Source organism: Streptomyces sp. NPDC046900, assembly GCF_040644975.1.
Taxonomy (GTDB): domain Bacteria; phylum Actinomycetota; class Actinomycetes; order Streptomycetales; family Streptomycetaceae; genus Streptomyces.
On record NZ_JBEYXD010000133.1, the window covers coordinates 1 to 15,606 of the forward strand.

Genomic DNA, 15,606 nt, shown 5'->3' on the forward strand with positions numbered 1-15,606 from the left:
GGCTGGTACACCCGCCGCTACTGGCAGCACCCGCTCGCCGCAGACACACAGGACACCGATTGACGCTCATGCGTGCATTGAGGTTGACACACCTCCACCGCCCACCTCGCCGCAGCAACCTTGGCCAGGTCTTTCAGCCGGGTAGCGACCGGGCCATAGCGGACGTAGTAGGCGATCTCGGCGGGGTCGCCGACACTTGCGCTGGGCCAGGACCCAGTGACCGACGCCAGGCTCCCCAGCGCAACGGTTCCAGAGTCGAGGGCAATGAGCCTTTCCCGGTAAGCAATCATGCCTGTGTGTGATCGTTCAGATGGTGCGGTCGTATTCGAGCTGGAGCAGGACGAGGGCTGCGGCGGCGATCTGGGTGATGCGGCTGGGATCGAGGCTGACCCGCCGCAGGGCCTTGAAGGTGGTCTTGAGCAGGGCGTTCGCGCGTTCGCACATCCCGTGGATGCCTCGGATGACCCTGTTGAAGGTCTGCTGGGCTTCGGTGAGTTCACCGCCCGCGGGCTTCTTGACCGGGTGACGGAAGCCGTCTCCGGTGTTCTCGTAGCCGAGGTCGACCAGGGTGAGGGTGCCCAGTTGGTCGGCGAGCCGGTTCAGAGCATCGACCAGCCCGTGGTGGCGGGCGCAGGTGGTGTCGTGCTCGCGGCCGGGCCGCACCGGCGAGACCCAGATCGGCCAGCCGTCCGGGGCGGAGATGACCTGCACGTTGCCGCCGTGATGCTTGTGTTTTCCCGACCACCAGAGGTCTGCCCCGTTGGGTCCCGGGGCGGCGACGCGGTCGGTAGGGATGACCGTGCCGTCCAGATTGAGGTGGGTCAGGCCGGCCGCCTTCGCCCGTTGCAGCGCGGTGGCCAGGTCCGGTGCCCCGGCCGCCAGGACCGTCAGCCCTTCGTGCAGGTATCGGTAGGCGGTGGAGGTGGACAGAGCGTTGTCGCGGGCGAGTTGGGACAGACGGGTGCCATCGATGAACCAGCACAGGATCAGCATGGCCTGCTTGAAGCAGCCCAGGGCGCGGCGCCCGCGGCGGGTGCCGATCTCGGTTCGATGGCTTCGCAGGAGCCGGGCCAGGTGCTCGGCGGTAGAGCACCGGACATCGAGCACGGCGGTGTATGTGACACTGGTCGGCACGTGAGGCCCCTCGGTCGGATCTTTCTGTCGCAAGATCGTTCCTACCAGGGGCCTTACGCCTGCCCGGAGTTGGGAGTGCACCACGAGACTCCCGGAGGCGATCACCCTCAGCGACCGTCGGTTACCGGGAAAGGCTCATTGAGCACAACATCGCCCTCTTCACGTGCGAAGCCGGCGATGGGCATGCAGGCGACAAGGCTTTCCGCGATCTGATACGGCAGCTGTAGATAGCTGCTGGTGTGCTGTCTGATCATGGTGCGGTGTCGGCGTACGCGTGCCAGCGGCGGTGGCAGAGACGGGCGCGGTGTTGGTGGCGGCGGCGCCAGGTGGACCACCACGGCAGGTGGGGGCGGTCTCGTCGGGGTGGCGGAAGGATCAAGGCCCGTAGCAGGCGGAGGAGTTCGTGGCTGCTGAGGGGGACGAGGTCGGCCTCAGCGGGATCGTTCCGGCTGATGTGGGCGGCACGTTCGAGGGCGGCGGCGACGGCCAGGAAGGCGTAGGCGACCAGGGCGATCACGCTCCAGCGGTGCCAGGAGTTCCAGCAGGTGACCTGGCCTTTGTCGAGGTGGCAGATCTCCTTCGCGTCCTGGAAGTCGTCCTCCACCCGCCACCTGCGGCACACCAGGGACACCAGGGACACCAGTCTCGCCAGAGTCACCGGCCCGGGGCGAAGCAGCGGTAGTAGGACACGGTGTGGGTGTAGCGGTGCCGACGGACCAGCAATACGGACGTCCCCGCGTCGCGGTCGTGTCCGTCGGGGGTGTCGTCGGCGGTGACCTCGATCATCGCCCAGTCGTAGTCGCGCACGCCCTTCTGCCCCGCGCCGGTTGCCATCCGCCGCCAGGCCCGCTTCGGCAGCCGGGCGGCGGCCTGGGCCACGCTCAGCTTCACCGCCGGGGTGGTGACCTGGTGATTGGAGCGCACTCCCACGACGTAACCCAGGCCCAGCTCGCGGCAGGCGGTACGCACCTCCCGCCCTCCGTAGACCTCGTCCCCCAGGAAGAACGACGCGGATATGCCCTGCCGGCCGGCGGCGCGGAGCATGTCCACCGCGAGTTGCGGCTTGGTCGCGAAGCACAGCTCGTCGGGAACACCGGCCAGCTCACGACGCTCCTCATCACCGGCCCACTCCCTGGTGAAGTACAGGCGCCGGTCGATCAGGCAGTGCCCGGCAGTGGTGGCGAAGGTGAGGTGCACGGCGACCTGGCACAGGGCGACTCCGCCAACCGAGCCGGAGTACTGGCGGGCCGCTGCCACCGCGTCGGTGGAGGACTTCGCATCCCCCGTCTCGTCCGCGATCAGGATCCCGTCGCCGTCGTCGAGCAGGCAGGCGGCCCAGGCAGCCGTCCGCTCCAGCACCGCCCCTTCGTCCCACACCGCACGGGACAGCAGATGGTGCAGGCGGTGCGGGCCCCGCTCCTCGATCGCTTCGGCCAGGCTCCAGCAGTTGACGTCCTCCAGCTCCATCAGCATGCCCCGTGTCATCCGTGCGAACGTCTCCCGGGTCTCGGACCGGGCGAAGCAGTCGGCCACCGAGGCCAACAGGCCCCCAAACGCAATGTCGTGGCCTTCGTGGTCTACCGTGGCCGAAGCGACCGTCTCGTTCTGATGTTGCGTCACACCACGTCATGATCAAGGCGGCCGTCCTCGTGCCCGCAGCCACCCCCTCAAGCCGCTGAACAGCAGCAACGAGCATCGACAGACCTATCTACAGCTGCCGTATCTGATCAAGCGTAAGACCGCGTTGCTGGGCGTTGATCACCCGGAGACGCTGGCCTCTCGCCACGAGCGGGCACGGTGGAAGGGCCTGAATGGTGATGCTGATTACGCCGCGAGGGAGATGGCCCAACTGCTCCGTGCAAGGCAGCGCGTGCTCGGTCCGAATCATCCAGACTCTCTCATCACTCAACACGAGGCGGCGACGTGGCGCATCGAGAAGGGCGACGTTGAGGGCGGAATGGCGGATCTTGAGCTCGTCATTGGCCTCCGCACCAAATGCCTGGGGCCCGATTCGCCGGACACGCTCAACAGCAGACTCACGCTGGCCACAATGCAGGCAAGCATCGACGGATCAGAGGAAGCCGTCGACGCACTGGCGTTGGTTGTACGGGACATCGACCGCGCGCTGGGCCAGGGCCACCCAACCCGCATCAAGGCTCACAACACCCTCAAGGAGTTTCGGAAGGCGTTGGGCGAGACCAAGCACCATTGGCGCCATCACAGTGATGGCCAGTCATCCAAGTGCAAGTGAACTCCAGGTGGTCGATGCCCGAAGCCGGGGGATCTGAATGACAGTTGTGGCCGATCGGCTCGGTTCGCTGGCGCTGCCGGGTGCAGAGCTCACAATCGCCGAGATCACCCGGCTCAAGGCCGAGGACGGCGGCCCAATGAACATTCGGCGGCGCAACGCTCGCCGGGGCGGGCATGCGCGCCGGGCTGATCGACTAGTACTTGACTCCTCCCCCAGCTGAAGCAGGGGGATTCCTGGCTCACGTTGGCTGCGGGTCAGCGACCAGCAGCTTTTACACGATCAACACCAGCCGGGTTGAAACCAGACCGGTTTTGTACGGCAAAGCTATCGGTGCGACACGGCCCGTGAGATTACGACATCAGCCGCGAGACCCTATACGGGCGTGTAGGGTCTCGCCGCTCGCGACCTGCACCGCGTCGGGCAGGGCGCGGCGGATGGCCTCGGCGTAGGTCGCCGATCCGTCACGGCACACCACCTCGATGCCTGGATGTTCGCTCAGCCATGCTTCAAGGCTGTCGGCCGTGCGGTCGGGCAGCACGTCGATCCGTTCATGGGTCTCGGCGTCGATCACCACGGTGGCGTAACGGTGCCGCCGGCGCAGAGCGAAGTCGTCGACGCCGATCACGCGCGGCGTCCGCCCGGTGGGCAACGGGATGCGCAACAGGGTGCGCAGGGCCGTGTGACGGGACAGGCCCACCGCGAGTATCGCCAGCAACCGTGTTCCCGCCCGGCCCGCTAACTCCTTGACCACGGCCTTGACCTGCCTGGTCAGACGTGCCGTGCGGCGCTGGTACCGCTCCAGTACTCCGGGCATCTGCTCGCGGAAGGTCTGCCGGCAGCCGCGGGTGGGGCACACCAGACGCCGCACCCGCACACGGACCACCACCCGTCGCCCGTCGACCGGCACGTCGGCGACTGTCCGCCAGTGGTAGTCGTGCACCCGTCCCGACGACGCCCCGCACAGCGGGCAGACGGCGGCCTCCTGCGGAGTCCGCGCCCGCACCACGATCCGCTCACCCTCGTCGGCCACATCCTCGATGACCAGCGGAGACAGACCCGAAAACACCGTCCGCACAAGCTCGTTGACATCCTTCACACAAAGGTCAACGACCCTCACGACTCTCCGTCACCGCCGAATGTGAGACAGGGCCGTTGACCGTACAGACCCGACCTCGCACGGCCCATAGACGGCCCGGAGGAGATCATGTCCTCCCCTTGGAGCGGCGGGACCTTGCGACGAAGCGCGCTGCCACATTGCTACTACAAGGGCTCAAGGCAGTCCCCCTGCTACCGCCAAGGTCCCCATGGGTACGGCTCCGTCACCGCTCTGACCTGCCGCTGAGCTGTCGGTAGTTGTTGACGTTGGTCATCGTTGAGCGCCCTTCTACGGCCCAGGACGGGCCGGGAGGGCGCTCGGTGCGGGGGCAGCCCTGTCGTGAGCACGGCATGCGGAGTTCGATCTCCATGGTGCCCGTGTGCCCGGGTCCGCGAAGGGCCTCGGGACCGATCGCGGGTCTGGCCTCGGGGTCTGGCGCGGGGCCAGGCTGAAGGTCGCGCCGCGCGAGACGAGGGTGAGGTGCTCCACCGGTGCGGCGGAGGCGAGGTTGGGGCTGTGGGTGGTGCAGATGACTTGCACCGGCAGGGCCGGTTTGTCGCTGGCTTCTCCGGCGCGTTCGCACAGCAGGTCCATGATACGGGTCTGCAGTTGCGGGGTGGAGATGGGCCTCCGGTTCCTCGATGAGCAGCAGTGGGGCGAGTTCGCTGTTGCGAGCAGGAGGAGCTCGGCGGCCATGAACAGCGCGTTGCTGTAGCCGAGTCCGTGCCGGGTCCATTCCTTGGCGCCAGCGAACAGGCGAAGTTCCAGGCGTTCCAGAGCCCGGGCGAGGGTGGCGTCGCCGGAGACGCCGATCTCACCGCGCAGGACGTCGGAGCCGATGGCGAACTTCTGCAGGTAGCTGGCGTTGATGTCGTCGCGGGCCGCGGTGATGGCCTCCTTCTTGCTGAGGTGACGCTCGGTGCGCTGCAGGATGCCGACCAGAGTCGTGGCGGTGTCTTTGACCGGATCGAAGTCGCTGGTCGCCTGGTCCTTGATGGCGGGATAGCCGGCGAGGATCTGCGACAGGCGCGAGCCACGGCCGGACCGCAACTCGGCTTCGGCGTCCCGCAGCGGGCGCAGGTAGGTGGCCTTGAGCAGTTCCCGGGCGGTGCCGTCGAGGGTGGGACCCTGACCGTCGGGGCCGGTGCGGGTGACGAGGGAGACCCGGCTGGAGTGGACGGGGTCGATCAGCTGGGCCCGCACGGTGACGTACAGGGAGCTGCTTCCGTCCGCTTCGGTGGTCACCAACTCCAGGAAGACGGCCTGCTCCTGCGGCGTGAGATCTTTGAACCCGCAGGTGAGAGTGAAGCTGTCGGTACGGTGGCCGTCGCGGACGTGGAAGTCGTCGGCGGTGATCCGGTAGTAGTCCCCCGCCGTGGTCTGCAGGCACAGGCGGATGGCGTCGATGACGGCGGTTTTCCCACTGCCGTTCTCGCCGACCAAGACGTTGGTGGCGGGGCCGAAGTCCATCCGCAAGCGGGTGTCTGGATCGCCCTCCTGCTCGGCAGCAGGACCGAAGATCCGGAAGTTTTCGGCATACAGACATGCCAGGTACACGAAACGGCCCCCCGATGGTTCCTGCGTTCCCGCGTCCGGCGTGACGCAGGTGCTCCAGGCCGCCCACCTCCTCCCAACATCTGGTCACGCGGGCGACTTTGACGCATCATAAACACACTTTTTTCACTCCATGTCCATAGTTCTGGAACTGTGCCACTCGTCGCACACGTCTCAACTGGCAGCAACCGGACACCCAGCTCTGCGTCGAGGAGGTCAGACACGGCAAGACGGCCGGGGCAGCTTCTCCCTGGCACCGCCTGGAGCCCCCGGCCCGTCCCGAACGCCTACACCCCGCCGGCCGCAGTCCAGCAGAAAGTAAGCAGGGGTGGTGTGCGACGTACCAGCCGTCATCCGTGACCGCAGCAGGAACCCGCCAACTCCCGCAGGCAGGACCTGCGCTGCGCCAGCGTGGGAACACCGACCGTCGGTCGTGTCCCGCGGGGTGGTGTAGTCACGGCAGCTGTTTCGGTTCCGGTTGTGGTGTGATCTGCGGTTCGGGTTCGATCGGTTTGGTGGTGAAGAGCTCGGCCATGGAGGCTTCGCAGAGGTAACGGCGGTCGAAGACCTGCCACTCGTCGTGGAGTTCTGCCAGCACCGCGGCGGCGAGCCGGTCCAGGGCGGTGGGGCTGGGGAAGACCTGGACGACGTCGGCCCGCCGTTAGATCTCCCGGTTCAGCCGCTCCAGCGGGTTGGTCGACCAGATCTTCTTCCAGTGCGCCGGCGGGAAGTCGGCGAAGGCGGTGATGTCCGTTGCCGCGTCCAGCAGCATCGTCTTGACCTGCGGGAACTGGCGTCCGAGCATGTCGGCGACCACGGACGCGCGCGGCCCCGCAAGTGCTGCACCTCGGCGGTAGCCGTGAGGTCGGCGGGTGAGGCCGTCGGTTCCGCCGGCAGAACCCGACGGTTCCTCGCCGCATTCAGCGCGATCTCGCCGCGATTCAGGCGCCTCCGCCACCGGCTACCGAACCGAGATGCAGCACCGCTTCACCACTTGGAACCAGATCACCAGCACCACCGCCCCGCCCTCCACGGCTTGACCAGCGCCGAGCACCCGCTCCAGTTGGCCTGACACACCTGGCCCACCGCGGACAACCCGACGACGCCCAGAGATGTGATCGTCTCGGCGATCTCCTGCGGCGAACCGAGCCGACCGAACGGGTCCGCCCGGTTCGCCGCAGCGAGCATCGCGACCACCTGATCGCCAGCCGCGCCCCGAGGTCTCCGCGTCGGCGTTTCGAAGGCCACCAGCGCCCTGAGGACGACCGCCGGACGCGTCGGTGAGACGGCCCGTTCCTAGGCGACCGTGAGCACGATCTTGCCCCGGATGTGCCCCCGGGCGATGCGCTCGTGCGCCGCCCGGGCATCCGCGAGCGGGAACGTGCTGTCGATCGCGACGCGAATCTTCCCCGCGTCAACCAAGCTCTCCAGTTCGGCGAGCTGCGCGCCGCTCGAGCGGACCGACACGGCCGTGACCGTGACACCCAGCTCCGCGTTCTCCTCGTCGTCGAACTGGCCGAAGTACACCGGGTAGAGGGACCCGCCGCGCTTGAGGGTGCGCAGGAAGCGCCTGCTGTTAGGACCCCCCACGGTGTCCAGGACCAGGTCGACGTCACGAACGACTTCCTCGGGCCGCTCCTTGGTGTAGTCGATGAACTCGTCGGCGCCGAGCTCGCGCAGGAACGTCTCGTGGGCGCCGGAGGCCACGGCGATGACGCGGGCCCCCTTCCACTTGGCCAGCTGGAGAGCAAGGTGCCCCACGCCACCGGCAGCGCCGTTGATGAGCACCGTGCTCTCGCTGTCGAGTGCCATCGGGCGGTGCTGGGCCTCTTGGAACGGCGAGGGATGATCGTGCCCGAGCTCGATCAAGAACTGCCACGCCGTCAACCCCGACATGACCAGGGCGGCGGCGTGCACGTGGTCGATGCCGGCCAGCTTGCGGGCGAGGTCGGACGCCGGCGCGGTGACGTACTCGGCGTACGCGCTGCTCTGGAGAACGGTGGGGAAGCGCAGAAGGCCGATCACCTCATCTCCGACCGCGAAGCCGTTGACGTCGGCGGCGACGGCTTCCACAACGCCTGAGACGTCGGTCCCCGGAATCAGGGGGAGATGGAACGGGGGCCTGATCTCGGGGGGTATGTCGGGCATCCCCTCACGCGCGTACCGGTCAGGAGGGTTGATGCCGATCGCGTGCACGCGCACGAGCACCTCACCCGGCCCCGGCACGGGAACCGGCACCTCCTCATGACGCAGCACCTCAGGGCCGCCGAACTCGTGCAGCCGGATCGCTTTCATGGTCTGTTTTGGCACAGCGCTCTTCCTGCGTCTCTCGCGGGGATAAATGAAGTGAATCGGCGATCCACTTTTCCGGACCAACGATCCGAATATATGGACCACTGATCCGAATAGTCAAGAGGGGCAGACGCGGGCCGACGCCGGGACGGGCCGCGACCGCCCGTTCGCCGCAGCGGGCACCGCCATCAGCGAGCAGGGCGTCGACGGTCACGGCGCGACATCACACGCAGGGCCGGCCTCGACCTCGCGAGGCTGCCCCGACTCGGCACGCGTGGGCGTCACCTCGAAGACCCCGCGGCCTGGCGCGAGCAAGATTCCGACGACCGCAAGGAGCGGCCGGGCCCGACAGGGAGCGTCACCCTCGAGCCTGCAGACGAAACCGTCTCGCTCGCGGACCGGCGGACTGGGCCGCGCGCCCCCGGGAGCGGACCGCGACCGCCGCGAAGCGGCTGACGACGGCGGCGCGCACGAACAGTTCGAGACCCAGAGCGCCGTGTTCGCCCCCTGCTTCTCGCCGACCCGGATCGGCTCAGCAGCTACCGCGAGCCGCCGGGACCCTGAAAAGGCGGTCGGCGCATGGTGCGAGCGAGCGTTGATCGCCGAGTCGAGCGAAGCGCCGCCGGCAGTGCAAACAAGTCGACGCCATCAATCCGCGCCATGACCGCGCCCCAGGCGCGGGCAAGGAGTCGCACACCGGCCGCGCGCACCGTGACGCACGAGGCGGGGAGTGCGGATTCGGTGCCCTCGATGGCGCCTCGCGCGTCAGGAAGTGACGCAGCAGCGCCGCGATCCCCGACCTCCGCCCTACGCGCGATCTCGCGCAGTGACACACCGACGCCCCGCTCATGCATCAGCCCACATCTCCTCCCCCTTGACTATTCGGATCGGTGGTCCATATATTCGGATCAATGGTCCGGAAAAACGGACCATTGGTTCAGGTCGGACCGTAGCGGATACCCACTCCCCCTTCGGCGTCACGCCGTCCGCCGCAGCAGCCGGAGGCAACGAGGCCCCGGCCGCGACCACCACCTGTTGAACCGGTGACGCATTGGGCGTAATCCGCCGACGTCAAGAAACAAGGACACCCCCCATGAAACTGAAGCTCGAAGTGATCGTGCTGCCCGTCTCCGACATCGACCGGGCCAAGGCCTTCTACGAGAAGGTCGGATTCCGCCTGGACGTCGACTACAAGGCCAGCGAGGACGTCCGGGTGGTGCACTTCACGCCGCCCGGTTCCGAGTGCTCGATCCTCTTCGGCGAGGGGATGACCCCCCTCGCACCCGGCTCGTTCCAGGGCCTGTACGTCATCGTCTCCGACGTCGAGGAGGCCCGGGCGGAGCTCACCGGCCGCGGCATCGAGGTCAGCGAGATCTTCCACGACGCAGGCGGCCTCTTCCACGGCCACGAGGGCGGGGACGTCACCCACCGCCTCCCCGGCCAGGAGCGACTGGCCGGCCCGCACCCCGAGCGCGCCTCCTACGCCTCCTTCGCCACCTTCAGCGACCCGGACGGCAACGGCTGGGTGCTCCAGGAAATCTCGGAGCGCCTCCCCGGCCGCTGACCTCACCCACAAGCCGCCAAGCCACCGTCCAAGGGCTGCAACGGGCCGTGCCCGGCCCGGACGACAGCCAGTCCGGACCAGCACCTCTCGCGGTCCGGACCGAAGACCGGCACCGGACCGCCGGGCGAGCGCATGGGTGGGTGCTCTCCGCAGCCCGGCGGTCCGGCTGCCACGGGGCCGCGCCGGCCGCCCGCGGCCGTCCCAGCCCGTGACTGCCCCCTCGACCTCGTGCGGTGCGGCGGCCCCGGCGCCGTCCGGCGGCGGGCAACGGCGAACGCGGCCGGCAAGGGGCCGCGGCCGTGGAGAGTCCGACCCAGGCACGCACGCAATGAGGAACGAAACAGTGAGGAACACAGCAGTGACGAACGCAGCAGTGACGAACGAGACGACCCGCACCTACGACGTGATCGTCATCGGCGCAGGGCCGGTCGGCGAGAACGTGGCCGAACGCGCCCGCGCCGCCGGACTCAGCACCGTGATCATCGAGCGCGACCTCATCGGCGGCGAATGCTCGTTCTGGGCCTGCGACCCCAGCAAGGCGCTGCTGCGGCCGGTGGTCGCACGTGCCGACGCAAGCCGCGTACCCGGACTCGACCCGGCCGTCGCCGGACCGCTCGACGTCGACGCGGTCCTCGCACACCGCGACAAGATGTCCTCCTACTGGAAGGACGAGGACCAGGTCGACTGGCTCAACTCCGTCTCCGTCGACCTCATACGCGGCCACGGCCGCCTCACCGGCCCCAAGCAGGTGGCCGTGCAGACCCCCGATGGCGACACCGTCCACCTGACCGCCCGGCACGCCGTCGCCGTCTCCACCGGCACCCGCGCCGCCCTGCCCCCCATCCCCGGATACGACACCGTGCGCCCCTGGACCAGCCGCGAGGCCACCACCGCCACCAAGGCGCCCGGCCGCCTCGCCATCGTCGGAGGCGGCGTCGTCGCCGTCGAGATGGCCACCGCCTGGCAGGCCCTCGGCTCCCAAGTCACCATGCTCGTCCTCGAGAACGGGCTCCTGGAGCGCATGGAACCCTTCGCCGGAGACCTGGTCACCGAGGGGCTGCTCGAAGCAGGCGTCGACATCCGCTTCAACACCACCGCCACCTCCATGACACGCGAGAACGGCGAAGTGCGAATCACCCTGTCCGACGGGGGACAACTGGCCGCGGACGAGATCCTCCTCGCCACCGGCCGCGCCCCACAGACCCGCGACATCGGCCTGGAAAACGTCGGACTCACCCCCGGCGACTGGCTCACCGTCGACGACACCTTCCGTGTCACCGGCATCGACGGCGGCTGGCTCTACGCCGTCGGCGACGTCAACCGCCGCGCCCTGATGACCCACCAGGGCAAGTACCAGGCCCGGATCGCCGGCACCGTCATCGGCGCCCGCGCCAACGGCGAGCCCGTCGACGACGCCCCCTGGGGCGCGCACGTCGCCACCGCAGACACGGCCGCCGTCCCCCAAGTCGTCTTCACCACCCCCGAAGTCGCCTCCGTCGGCCTCACCAGCCGCGAGATCGAACACAGCGGCCGCCGCATCAAGGTCGTCGACTACAACCTCGCCCACGTCGCCGGCGCCCACCAGTACGGCGAGGACTACCGCGGCCACGCCCGCATGCTCATCGACACCGACCGGGGCACCGTCGCCGGCGTCACCTTCGCCGGCCCCGGTGTCGGCGAACTCGTCCACTCGGCCACCATCGCCGTCGCCGGGGAAGTCCCCCTCGACCGGCTCTGGCACGCCGTCCCCGCCTTCCCCACCCTCGGCGAAATCTGGCTGCGACTGCTGGAAACCCACCGCGGCTGAACATGCCCTCGCCGGCATTCGGGGCGGTCCTTCCCTGCGCCCGGCGACCCGGCCGTCCGCAGGCAAGGAACGGACCTCCGACGCCCCTCTGCCACCACAAGTGGGAGCGGAACGACCACAAGTGGCACCACAACGACGGCCAGCAGTTCCACCGCTGGAACGCCGACAAGTGGGGCACCGTGAGTGCCAAGGCGCACGGGCTCAACGACCACACCTCCCGCTGACCCTCGGAGCACAGGACAGGTATGCGCATGTGCCCGGACACGCGCGGGCACCGACGTCGGAGGGTGCGGGTGCACCGCTGCCGGCTGCAGTGGCGCACCCGTCAGCCCGTGAACCTACAGCTGGAATCATGAGCAGTTGCATCGATCAATCTCTTTATACCGAGCTCACGCTCACGCCGGACCAGCGGGTGAAGGTGCCGACCCGCCTCCTGTACGAACCGCACGACCCCTATGCCGTGCACATCGTCTTCTATGCCGATACTGACGAACCGGTCGCCTGGGCGTTCGACCGAGATCTGCTGGCGCAGGGCGTACTGCGGCCGAGCGGAGAAGGGGACGTGCGACTTTGGCCCACCCACACAGGGCCGGATGCCGTGCTGAATCTCGCACTGTCCCCTCCGCACGGGGCCGCCCACCTCACAGCCTCCCTCTCAGTGGTGACGCAGTGGTTGGAGCGCACCTACCACCTGGTGCCGTCCGGGCGGGAGGGTGACGGCATCGACCTGAATGCCGAGCTGTCCCGGCTGCTACACGGAACGGCCTGATGAGGAGACGTCCAGACCGCCGTCAGAGACCTCGTGTCACACCTGAAGTTGCCCCGTGATGGCAGGTTGCCGGGTAAGGCCGGCGCTCGTCGTTAGCGCTGAAGGCGATGTCGCCGATGAGCCTCATCCCGGGCCTGCGGATGACACTCGCCTTGCCGCCCGCCGCCCGCCCCACGAACTGTCCAGAGGGCCATCCTCCGGCGCGCCGCGAGCAAGCACCCTCGCCTGTGCTTGGAGGGAGGACGGCCCCCGTCTCGACAGGGACCTCGGCCGCACGGCGCGCACTTCGCGTCGATTGACGCACCAGCACGGACGGTGGTGACGGCCGCAAGGGGCGGCTCGCCCCTGCCCGCGCTGCACGATACTCTTATTCGGATCAGTGATCCATGTACTCGGACCACTGACCCGAATACATGGACAACCGATCCGAATACTCAAGGGGGACAGATGCGGGCCGATGCCAGGAAGAACCGCGACCACCTGCTCGCCGTAGCGGGCGCCGCCATCAGCGAGCAGGGCGTCGACGTGTCCCTGCGCGACATCGCACGCAGGGCCGATGTCGGTCTCGCCACGCTGCTGCGGCACTTTTCGACACGCGAGGCGCTGCTCGATGCCCTGCTCCACACGAGCTTCGGCGAGCTGACCGCCAAGGCGGACGCCCTCGAGACGGACGACTCGCCCGGTGATGCTCTCGTTTCATGGCTGCGCGACTGCGTCGGCTGGACCACCGAGTACCGGGGTGCGGTCGTGCTGATGGCAGCCGCCATCGCGGACCCCGATTCCGCACTCCACGCTTCGTGCGTCACCCTGCGTGCCGCCGGTGCCCGGCTCCTTGCCCGCGCCCAAGCCGCGGGCGTGGCGCGGACCGACATCGACGGCGACGATCTGTTCGCGCTGGTGGAGGCGCTCGCCTGGATCGGCGACCAGCGCTCGCTCGCGCCCGGCGCCGCTCACCTCTTCGACGTGGTCGCCAGCGCGATCCTGACCAGCACGGCGAACAGCGATGCCGAAGGGGGCACCCGTAGCTGAATCGTCACGCACGCAGACCGGCGAACTCCCCGCACGCTCGGCAGGAGCGGAGCGGCGCCCGGTTCGCCATGGCGGCCAAGGTCGCCGGCGTCGAGCCGCGCGACACCCGGGAGCGGACCGCGACCACGGGAAGCGGCCGACGAAGGTGCAGGCACGCCGGCCGATACGACGTCACCCACATGCTCTCCCGGGATGACCCTGTCCAGCACGACTTCCCGTCAACAGTGAATGGGCAGACGGGCAACCATGATGCCTGGTGCCCGATCGTCCAGGTACTTGCCGGCAAAGGCCAGGTCGCTCGCCTCGGACCGAGGGTCGGCCGAGACGTACATCCACCTTCCGTCTGCCAGCGCCAGGACCTGGCGGATCTGATCGCCGCCGACACCCCGGACCGGACCAGGCCGCTGCGCGGCTGTCGGTGAGGCGAACCGAGAGCGACACGGCGCTCCGGTCAGCGGTCCAGTGCGGGCAGGTGCGCCAGATCGGTGCCGAGCATGTCACAGTCGCCGGGGCCCGCGGCTGTTCGAGATCTACAGGTCGAACTCGAGATGCTCGATATCGGTGAAGCGGACCTCCTCCAGCTGGCCGGCGCGGCGGCCGCTGTCCTGGAAATACACCCCCTTGAGCGCTTCTGCGGCGATCTGCTGGAGTTGCTGGTCACTGACGCCGGCCTCCCGGGCGTCGAAGAGGCGGGCTGCGAATCGCGGCGGCAGCGCAACCGTCAGGTGCCGGAGCCGGTCCTCGTCCGTCGTCCCGATCGGCGCGGTGTAGCCGATCCGGGCGCGGGCCGCCGGTGGTCGCCGCCTTCTGCCGCGCCTTGGCGCGGATCTGCGGCTGCCACCGCTTCTTCACCTCGTTCTCCAGGCGGGCGGCGAGGTCCGGACGGGGCTTTTTGATCTGGTCTTTGACGTTGTAGGTGCCAGTAATCTCATCCGTGCTGGTCAGGCCGCCTGTGGGCACTGTCGTGGGTCCCTCCCGGTCGGCGGTGCCGACCGGGGCCTCGCTCGGTGATTGCCAGCCGGCTCCAGCCGGCATCAGGATGGTCCGGTGCTGCCGCGACTGCCCTACCTGGCCTTGACGAGCGTGTTCACCTTGATACGGCTCCTGCCGATGGGCGAACCGCGACAAGGATGCTGAAATCTTGGCACTACGCTACCAACTGGCCGTGTTACAGCGGCAGATCGACAAGCCGAAGCTCACCTGGCCCGACCGCGCCCTGCTCGCCGCGCTCCTGCACGACCTCCCCCGAGCACAACTTCGCCGACTCCAGTTGATCGTCACGCCCGACACACTGCTGCGCCGACACCACGCCAAGGCCTCCCACCCCAAGCGCCCTGGCCGACCGCGCACCGTCCTCTGCGACAGCCGCGGCACCCGCCGGGCCGCTCTGACCAGCACAGAGCAATCCTCCGCCTGAGCCAGGCAGCAAAAAGGAAATCCCACGACGATCACTACATCAACACCGTTGCGTTTGGGTCTTGAGCGGCAGGTCAAGCCCTGGTGAATGGCGCAACGGGACGCCCTGATAGATCAACTTGTTGCTGAGGCAAGGTGATCATTGGGAGTCCCGTTGCGGGAGAAGTCTGTCATCACGCGAACGATCGAGGTGGCCGGGGGTGTGTACGCGCCCGGGCACGTGGGTGAGCTGACGCAGGTCGTGGACTTCGCGCTGGTGGACGCGGTGCTGGAGGAGACAGGGACGCGGGAGCGGCGGCTGCGTCTGCTGCCGTCGCGGGTGGTGGTCTACTTCGTCCTGGCCCTGGCCCTGTTCGAGGACTGCTCCTACCGGGGGGTGTGGGGCAAGCTGGTGGCCGGGCTGGACGGGCTGGCCTTGGTGCGGCCAGCGGTTTCTTCGCTGTCCCGGGCCCGGCGGCGGATAGGCGCAGCTCCGCTGCGGCGCCTGTTCGAGGTCCTTGCCGGGCCCGTCGCCCACCGCGGCCAGTCCGGCTCCTTCTGGCGGGGCCTGCGGACCGTGGCTGTCGACGGGACCTTGCTGCACGCGCCCGACGAGCAGGCGATCACTTGGCGCTACCCCAAGCGGGCCGGTGGCCGGCTGGAGTTCGGCTACCCGCTGCTGAGGCTCGTGGTCCTGGTCGAGTGCGGCACCCGC

Annotated in this window: 14 protein-coding genes and 5 pseudogenes; 8 read left to right on the plus strand and 11 right to left on the minus strand. The window is 68.6% G+C overall.

What is annotated here, in order from left to right:
- Window positions 1-86 precede the first annotated feature (86 nt).
- The 4 genes and pseudogenes from ABZ904_RS47335 to ABZ904_RS47350 all read right to left on the minus strand — a co-directional run.
- A pseudogene (locus ABZ904_RS47335) lies at window positions 87-231 on the minus strand (IS701 family transposase); the annotation flags it as partial.
- 75 nt (window positions 232-306) lie between these two features.
- On the minus strand, window positions 307-1,134 hold the full coding sequence (locus tag ABZ904_RS47340; protein ID WP_361830318.1) for a transposase family protein: 828 nt from the start codon (window positions 1,132-1,134) through the stop codon (window positions 307-309).
- 250 nt (window positions 1,135-1,384) lie between these two features.
- Window positions 1,385-1,792 carry a hypothetical protein gene (locus tag ABZ904_RS47345; protein WP_361830320.1) on the minus strand — a complete coding sequence of 136 codons (408 nt, stop codon included), beginning with the start codon at window positions 1,790-1,792 and terminating at the stop codon, window positions 1,385-1,387.
- The gene (locus ABZ904_RS47350; RefSeq protein WP_361830322.1) at window positions 1,789-2,754 is read right to left on the minus strand and encodes an IS701 family transposase; all 966 of its coding nucleotides are present in this window, start codon (window positions 2,752-2,754) and stop codon (window positions 1,789-1,791) included. The genes ABZ904_RS47345 and ABZ904_RS47350 overlap by 4 nt, the downstream gene beginning before the upstream one ends.
- A 124-nt stretch (window positions 2,755-2,878) precedes the next feature.
- Between ABZ904_RS47350 and ABZ904_RS47355 the strand changes: the two genes are divergently transcribed.
- Window positions 2,879-3,385 (plus strand): tetratricopeptide repeat protein, encoded by a 507-nt coding sequence (locus ABZ904_RS47355; protein ID WP_361830324.1) that lies wholly within the window; start codon window positions 2,879-2,881, stop codon window positions 3,383-3,385.
- Window positions 3,386-3,788: 403 nt separating this feature from the next.
- Here ABZ904_RS47355 and ABZ904_RS47360 read toward each other — a convergent pair.
- The 6 genes and pseudogenes from ABZ904_RS47360 to ABZ904_RS47385 form a co-directional block, all read right to left on the minus strand.
- A pseudogene (locus tag ABZ904_RS47360) lies at window positions 3,789-4,451 on the minus strand (ISL3 family transposase); the annotation flags it as partial.
- Between the two features lie 318 nt (window positions 4,452-4,769).
- Complete coding sequence (locus ABZ904_RS47365; RefSeq protein ID WP_361830326.1) at window positions 4,770-6,038, minus strand: DUF2813 domain-containing protein; 1,269 nt, start codon at window positions 6,036-6,038, stop codon at window positions 4,770-4,772.
- A gap of 451 nt (window positions 6,039-6,489) precedes the next feature.
- Window positions 6,490-6,855 (minus strand): annotated as a pseudogene (locus ABZ904_RS47370) (transposase); the annotation flags it as partial.
- A gap of 185 nt (window positions 6,856-7,040) precedes the next feature.
- The gene (locus ABZ904_RS47375) at window positions 7,041-7,223 is read right to left on the minus strand and encodes a hypothetical protein (RefSeq protein WP_361830328.1); all 183 of its coding nucleotides are present in this window, start codon (window positions 7,221-7,223) and stop codon (window positions 7,041-7,043) included.
- Window positions 7,224-7,331: 108 nt separating this feature from the next.
- Window positions 7,332-8,345, minus strand: coding sequence for an NADP-dependent oxidoreductase (locus tag ABZ904_RS47380; RefSeq protein ID WP_361830330.1), 1,014 nt, complete (start codon window positions 8,343-8,345; stop codon window positions 7,332-7,334).
- 514 nt (window positions 8,346-8,859) lie between these two features.
- Window positions 8,860-9,181 (minus strand): annotated as a pseudogene (locus ABZ904_RS47385) (hypothetical protein).
- Window positions 9,182-9,420: 239 nt separating this feature from the next.
- Between ABZ904_RS47385 and ABZ904_RS47390 the strand changes: the two are divergent.
- The 5 genes from ABZ904_RS47390 (at window position 9,421) to ABZ904_RS47410 (ending at window position 13,496) form a co-directional block, all read left to right on the plus strand.
- Window positions 9,421-9,891 (plus strand): VOC family protein, encoded by a 471-nt coding sequence (locus ABZ904_RS47390; protein ID WP_361830332.1) that lies wholly within the window; start codon window positions 9,421-9,423, stop codon window positions 9,889-9,891.
- A gap of 358 nt (window positions 9,892-10,249) precedes the next feature.
- Window positions 10,250-11,698: an NAD(P)/FAD-dependent oxidoreductase gene (locus ABZ904_RS47395; RefSeq protein ID WP_361830334.1), complete on the plus strand. Its 1,449-nt coding sequence runs from the start codon at window positions 10,250-10,252 to the stop codon at window positions 11,696-11,698.
- Between the two features lie 2 nt (window positions 11,699-11,700).
- Window positions 11,701-11,922, plus strand: a complete 222-nt coding sequence (locus ABZ904_RS47400; RefSeq protein WP_361830336.1) for a hypothetical protein — start codon at window positions 11,701-11,703, stop codon at window positions 11,920-11,922.
- A 128-nt stretch (window positions 11,923-12,050) separates the two neighbouring features.
- Window positions 12,051-12,467: an SsgA family sporulation/cell division regulator gene (locus ABZ904_RS47405; RefSeq protein WP_361830338.1), complete on the plus strand. Its 417-nt coding sequence runs from the start codon at window positions 12,051-12,053 to the stop codon at window positions 12,465-12,467.
- A 447-nt stretch (window positions 12,468-12,914) separates the two neighbouring features.
- A complete protein-coding gene (locus ABZ904_RS47410; RefSeq protein WP_361830340.1) occupies window positions 12,915-13,496 on the plus strand; it encodes a TetR/AcrR family transcriptional regulator in 582 nt (193 codons plus the stop codon).
- Between the two features lie 530 nt (window positions 13,497-14,026).
- On the opposite strand, the pseudogene ABZ904_RS47415 reads toward ABZ904_RS47410, so the two are convergent.
- A pseudogene (locus ABZ904_RS47415) lies at window positions 14,027-14,405 on the minus strand (XRE family transcriptional regulator); the annotation flags it as partial.
- 232 nt (window positions 14,406-14,637) lie between these two features.
- Between ABZ904_RS47415 and ABZ904_RS47420 the strand changes: the two are divergent.
- Window positions 14,638-14,913, plus strand: coding sequence for a hypothetical protein (locus ABZ904_RS47420; protein WP_361830342.1), 276 nt, complete (start codon window positions 14,638-14,640; stop codon window positions 14,911-14,913).
- Window positions 14,914-15,066: 153 nt separating this feature from the next.
- Window positions 15,067-15,606 (plus strand): transposase domain-containing protein (locus ABZ904_RS47425; protein ID WP_361830344.1); only part of this gene is annotated, 540 nt, incomplete at its 3' end.